Raw genomic sequence first — 5,052 nt, 5'->3', positions numbered from 1 at the left:
TGTTTAGCCATAAATCACCTCTCAATTAGACCCTAGAGCTAACTTAGTAAAGTGTCTACTAAACGTGGGGTACTCGGTTGCATAACGCCCGCTTAAGTGGTGAGCAACGCAATACCGATGCCGCCGCACACCACCTTAGTCACTAAAATCAGCGCATGGTAAAAACGCCACGCGTTGCGAATCCCTCTTAGGCAGTTTGTTATGCATTTTTTGTGAAGTGCTGTTCTATATCGTAACCAACAGCAGTTCCTCTTTGCTCAAACATACTAATAAACTTCTTGATTTCTTGCTTGCCGTTAGAGCCAAAAATCAAACTATTCAATGTGGCTCTGACGCCGAATTGATTTTTAAGAGTATTTACTGGATTAGATTGTGTAACCATTTTAAAAACTCCCACACCCGCTTCCATAGTTACTGGTTTGGTAGCAGAACCTAGCCCTATTTTTGAATTAACATACTCCTAAACAGAATCTAATTGTTTTCGATAGTTAGCAACCGCCTTCAGATTGCCTTCAGATAACGCATTTTGAAATAACTTTAACCACTCTCTCAATTTTGCAAAATCTTGTCTCATCGGGAGCGCAATCTCAATAAGCTGACTAGGCGAGGAAGATTCCTGAATAACTCGAATAGGAATAGCCGGCATATTAACAAATAATGAATACAGTGAATCTGTTCCATACGTCTTTTTTGATACCTTCATCTGTTCATCGTTTAAAAACGAGGTAAGTTGATGTAAAGCATCACCCGCAGGTAACATAAAACCTGAATTAACAAGAACCTCTTGCGTAGAGGATGCGGAGTATAACTTTTTTCATAAACAAAGCTTCGAGCACATATTCCAGCTCCACCTCACATGGTTGCTGATAAAAGTGGATGCTGAGGCCTTTTGGTTTCTTGCCAGCTCAATACATTTTCTTTACGAGCTAACATCAAAGACTCCGTTGAGCTCATATGTTCAATTATTCGATTTCGTGGTTCAACTAATTTATGAGGCTCTTCTAAAAAAGGAAAACTCCGAACTACACCTAAGTTTTTGGCTGCTAATATCGGGCTGCTTGTCCTCACCCATGCATGTTCAAATTTAGCCTCAACCAAGATCTCATCTCTCAAAACTAGGTCAGTTAAAAAATCGAACAAAGCTTCCGTTTAAATTGATGGATAACTAACAGCTTTATAGCTATGTTTACCATTTGCTATAGTAATTTCATCCGCAGATGCGTTCTCCATACCATCCACAAACAAGCTAGATATATCTTGAAGAGACCAATTATCTGAAATTATACCTTGCGCCACTCTAAACACCTCTCTGAGAGACACATTGAAGAAAATGCATAACGCCTTGTTAAGGTGTGAGGCACGCAATACTGATTCCTCCGCATACCACCCTAATAACTAAAGCCAACGCATAGTAAGAATGCCACGCGTTCCGAATCACTCTTGAACAATTTGTTAGGAGTTTTATTCATAGCGTTCACAATCTTTCGGTATGTCTATATATGTTTCATTTGCCCTCCAGTCCTGAGTCCGAGGGTCAAAGTAAAGCTCATACGTCGAGACGCTGTTATATGTACCCGATGTTATCTGATTTCCAATAGAAACTATATTTGGCTCTGAAATAGTGAAAACCCAGACGTTGTCACCTGAAACTAACTCAAGGTGACTATCAGAAACAAACAAAGCCTCTTCTGTAGAAAAAAACTCTCTAGGATAACTTTCACAATACCACTTTAAATTCTGACCATAAGAACTATAGACAGTTCTCATATTGAATTTCTCGTACAAGTCTTTTGTAGTCACTTGCTCTGCTCCGTTAGAGCTGAATGCAAGAAATGTTAAGGCGAAACTAAAAATCAATTTCATGTTCAAACTCCTACCGCGCAATTAAGGTGTGAAGCACGCAATACCGATGCTACCGCATACCTCCTTAATCACTAAAATTAACGCAGACCAAAAATGCCACGCGTGCTGAATCACTCTTAAATTGTTTGTTATGGCGCTCCACTCAACATTAGCTCTTGTATGTCAATTTGGTCTACTTCCCTGCCCAATATTCGCTTGTACTCGACTAAACGATAAACTGGGATAACTGGCAACTCGATACCTTGATAATTTTTAATAACTGATTCTGAAAAGTAGATTTCAAGCTGGTGCCAAGAGCCATCTTGATGTGATTGTATCTTAGTATGTTCAGACAAACCGATTTCAATTTTTTGATTTTGGTAGATCAATTGGAAATACTCTAGATCCCAACCATATTCAGCATAATGAGTTAACGGTTTGGATATGTGTTTTGCTACATGCGATAGTACTTTGTCTGCGTCTGAGTTTCGAATATAAAGATCTATATCTGCTATTTCCCGACTTCCACCATGAATAGTTGCCGCTAATCCACCTACTATTTGATACTCCACAGCCTCTTCATCCAAGATCTGTGTGAGGCACGCAATACAAAAGCTACCGCACAGCGCCTTAATCACCCTAAGCCACCGCATAGTAAAAATGCCACGCGTTACGAATCACTCTTAAACAATTTGTTAGAAGTTTACTCACCTAGTGCTCCGACTTTCCCTTTTCGCATCATGTGGGAAACAGTTTGTATACACACAAGCGACATGACTCTTGCCATAATCATCTACGACTACACAAACTAGATTGCTCGGATTTCCCAATGCACTCCGCCAATTATGATGACGGACCTCATAATCTACTTCAAATTCAACGTAAACGTATGCTGAGCTAACCCATTCAAACGGAATTGAACGTTTTACAATCAACCCTTTAAACATCTTTGAATAGCGTTCAGTTATGAGGTCAAAGTGCGGGTCATATGGAGCAATCTGTTGGGAGCAAAGGTCTATTGAAACACACTTTCTTTGAAGGTGGTCTACGAACAGGTAGAGCTTACCGATACCCCAATAACCATCGACATCATTGTTTCGACTCCTAAACGAGCCAATAATACCGCTTGCGGTACTACCTAGATCTCTCCTGCGTCCCATATTTATTCCTAAAACTTCTAAAGCCGATTCAAAGCGAAAATGCCATGATTTGGGAATCCGTCTTAAACGCTTTGTTATGTATAATTTTTCACGAAAAACATAACCAGCCAGCCATTAGTAAGAATGCTACCGTCGCAAGTAAAAAGGTTAGATCCCAAAGAAAGTACAGAGGGTATATAAACTTTAAAAGACTTTTTAACCAACCATTTTGTAGTTGGAGAAATGCTTTCTCTTCCATGAAACTAGACATGCTAAACCACAGCCCTCGAACACAATCAACCTCTTTCAAAATCACATAGCGCCCTTTAATTAACTCATTATTTTGCGACTTCAAAACCAACCAAACCACAAAAAACAAGGCAAAAAAGACAAACGTCGGGATTGCCATCCACCCTAGAGCAGCAAGTAAGATTGAGACTACAATATTATCCAATGTTCCACCTAACCAAATTATTCATAACGCCCAATTAAGGTGTGAAGTACGCGACCACGAAACTTAATTTGACCACCGTAAACACTAAACTTAACTCAAACCAAAAATGCCAAGCGTGCTGAATCACTCTTGAATTGTTTGTTATACGCCGGGCTTAGAAATAAAAGTCATTATGACTACAAAAATAATCAATATGAACAATTACTTAGTAATGCACTGACAGTATAATGTAAAAAAACTAACCAATAAAGGAACCATATATGTCAGCGTCATTTATATCTAGTGCTGTAGAGCAAATTTACGGGCAAATCTCAGGCAAACAAAAAGCAAATGAGTGGTACAAACTACTTGTTCCGGAGCTCCATGAAGCACTTGAACGAGGCACTCCTATGTCAGACCCTCAACTAAAAAGCTAGCAGAGGCAATAACCAACCTTACTCCTGTAGGAGCTAAGCGTAATAATTTTAAAAGACGTTACATGGAAGATCGTGAATCAATGTTATCATTGCCTAGAGTTCCAAATAGCATAATGTATGGATATTGGTGGTAACGATAATGAAACGTGCATTTTTAAGCCTCTACATAGCAATAACATCACTTGTTGTATTACGAGCACTGTTCTATGGCCAAGATTTAATTAGCTATTTTGATTTTACAAGTCTGTCTTTGGTTTTGGTTCCATGTACTCTGGTATTCTTATTGACTAAGAAACAAAAAAACTGTTTCAAATGCGTCATTTTAACATCTATTTTAGCTGGTTTTTTGGGACTTGTTCTAGGCGTGATACTTACGTTTTCAAATGGTCATCTTGATGTAGAAGGTGCTTTCATGGGGCTCAGCGTAGCTCTATTACCAATGCTTTATGCTCTACTTGTAAGCCTTTTGATCTTCCCTCTCCACCTAGTCTCGAACGATAAATAGAAACAAGCCCACGACTGTGTGGGCTAAATTATCTAGGCGTTGGTGTACCCCACAAAAAGTAGATAGTACATAACTACATACTTTCGTACTCAACCGGGCTGACATGCCCCAACGCTGAGTGTCTTCTCTTGCGATTGTAAAATACCTCGATGTATTCGAAGATGCCCATTCGGGCTTCTTCGAGAGTTTGGTAGTTTTCTGCGTATATCAGTTCGACTTTCAGTCGGCTGTAGAACGACTCCATCATCGCATTATCCCAACAGTTACCCTGTCGACTCATGATCGGTACACCTCCATGCTTGCGCAAGAAGTCTTGATATTTATATGCCCCCGCATTGCATACCACGATCTGAATGGATAATGACGCCCTTAGGCGGCTTACGTGACTCAAACGCCATTTTTAACGCATTAGTGATGAGCTCGACGGTCATCGTTGTCCCTAGCGACCAACCCTCGATGCGCCTTGAATGCAGGTCCATCACTGTCGCCAAGAAGAGCCAACGGCTCTTCACCCAGATATACGTAATGTCCGTAACCCATTTCTGATTTGGCGTTTCAGACTCAAAGTCTCTTCGCAGTAAATTGTCAGCAACATTCGTCATGGCAGCCACATCCTTGCTGGTGTACCCCACAAAAAGTAGACAGTACATAACTACATACTTTCGTACTCAACTGGGCTGACATGCCCCAACGCTG

At 40.2% G+C, this 5,052-nt stretch carries 10 protein-coding genes; 1 reads left to right on the top strand and 9 read right to left on the bottom strand.

Translation table 11 applies throughout. The annotated features are described in order from the left end of the window. Nucleotides 1–199: 199 nt before the first annotated feature. From R7R78_RS23630 to R7R78_RS23600, 7 genes are all read right to left on the bottom strand, one after another. Nucleotides 200–409 (bottom strand): hypothetical protein, encoded by a 210-nt coding sequence (locus R7R78_RS23630; protein WP_225474328.1) that lies wholly within the window; start codon nt 407–409, stop codon nt 200–202. Between the two features lie 51 nt (nt 410–460). After that, complete coding sequence (locus R7R78_RS23625) at nt 461–760, bottom strand: hypothetical protein (protein ID WP_225474327.1); 300 nt, start codon at nt 758–760, stop codon at nt 461–463. A 389-nt stretch (nt 761–1,149) separates the two neighbouring features. Then, complete coding sequence (locus R7R78_RS23620; RefSeq protein WP_225474326.1) at nt 1,150–1,296, bottom strand: hypothetical protein; 147 nt, start codon at nt 1,294–1,296, stop codon at nt 1,150–1,152. A 165-nt stretch (nt 1,297–1,461) separates the two neighbouring features. Beyond that, nucleotides 1,462–1,863, bottom strand: coding sequence for a hypothetical protein (locus tag R7R78_RS23615; RefSeq protein WP_225474325.1), 402 nt, complete (start codon nt 1,861–1,863; stop codon nt 1,462–1,464). A 128-nt stretch (nt 1,864–1,991) separates the two neighbouring features. Beyond that, nucleotides 1,992–2,480 carry a MazG-related protein gene (locus R7R78_RS23610; RefSeq protein ID WP_318070194.1) on the bottom strand — a complete coding sequence of 163 codons (489 nt, stop codon included), beginning with the start codon at nt 2,478–2,480 and terminating at the stop codon, nt 1,992–1,994. A gap of 69 nt (nt 2,481–2,549) precedes the next feature. Continuing rightward, nucleotides 2,550–3,002, bottom strand: coding sequence for a hypothetical protein (locus R7R78_RS23605; RefSeq protein ID WP_225474324.1), 453 nt, complete (start codon nt 3,000–3,002; stop codon nt 2,550–2,552). Nucleotides 3,003–3,090: 88 nt separating this feature from the next. Beyond that, nucleotides 3,091–3,435 (bottom strand): hypothetical protein, encoded by a 345-nt coding sequence (locus R7R78_RS23600; RefSeq protein ID WP_225474323.1) that lies wholly within the window; start codon nt 3,433–3,435, stop codon nt 3,091–3,093. A 260-nt stretch (nt 3,436–3,695) separates the two neighbouring features. Here R7R78_RS23600 and R7R78_RS23595 point away from each other — a divergent pair, with 260 nt between their 5' ends. Beyond that, nucleotides 3,696–3,851 carry a hypothetical protein gene (locus R7R78_RS23595; protein ID WP_225474322.1) on the top strand — a complete coding sequence of 52 codons (156 nt, stop codon included), beginning with the start codon at nt 3,696–3,698 and terminating at the stop codon, nt 3,849–3,851. Nucleotides 3,852–4,429: 578 nt separating this feature from the next. Here the strand turns inward: R7R78_RS23595 and R7R78_RS23590 are convergent. Both R7R78_RS23590 and R7R78_RS23585 read right to left on the bottom strand, forming a co-directional pair. Next, the gene (locus R7R78_RS23590; protein WP_225474320.1) at nt 4,430–4,636 is read right to left on the bottom strand and encodes an IS3 family transposase; all 207 of its coding nucleotides are present in this window, start codon (nt 4,634–4,636) and stop codon (nt 4,430–4,432) included. A gap of 40 nt (nt 4,637–4,676) precedes the next feature. Then, nucleotides 4,677–5,006: a DDE-type integrase/transposase/recombinase gene (locus tag R7R78_RS23585; RefSeq protein WP_225474319.1), complete on the bottom strand. Its 330-nt coding sequence runs from the start codon at nt 5,004–5,006 to the stop codon at nt 4,677–4,679. Nucleotides 5,007–5,052: the final 46 nt, after the last annotated feature.

Source organism: Vibrio sp. 2134-1 (genome assembly GCF_033339495.1).
Note: the sequence above shows the minus strand (reverse complement) of the source record. Positions and strands in the feature narration are given on the sequence as shown.

What these genes read in the sequence shown, in the direction of transcription:
- R7R78_RS23625 (WP_225474327.1), bottom strand. Translation starts at nt 760, where the DNA reads ATGTTACCTGCGGGTGATGCTTTACATCAACTTACCTCGTTTTTAAAC.
- R7R78_RS23595 (WP_225474322.1), top strand. Translation starts at nt 3,696, where the DNA reads ATGTCAGCGTCATTTATATCTAGTGCTGTAGAGCAAATTTACGGGCAA.
- R7R78_RS23630 (WP_225474328.1), bottom strand. Translation starts at nt 409, where the DNA reads ATGGAAGCGGGTGTGGGAGTTTTTAAAATGGTTACACAATCTAATCCA.
- R7R78_RS23590 (WP_225474320.1), bottom strand. Translation starts at nt 4,636, where the DNA reads ATGAGTCGACAGGGTAACTGTTGGGATAATGCGATGATGGAGTCGTTC.
- R7R78_RS23585 (WP_225474319.1), bottom strand. Translation starts at nt 5,006, where the DNA reads ATGTACTGTCTACTTTTTGTGGGGTACACCAGCAAGGATGTGGCTGCC.
- R7R78_RS23615 (WP_225474325.1), bottom strand. Translation starts at nt 1,863, where the DNA reads ATGAAATTGATTTTTAGTTTCGCCTTAACATTTCTTGCATTCAGCTCT.
- R7R78_RS23605 (WP_225474324.1), bottom strand. Translation starts at nt 3,002, where the DNA reads ATGGGACGCAGGAGAGATCTAGGTAGTACCGCAAGCGGTATTATTGGC.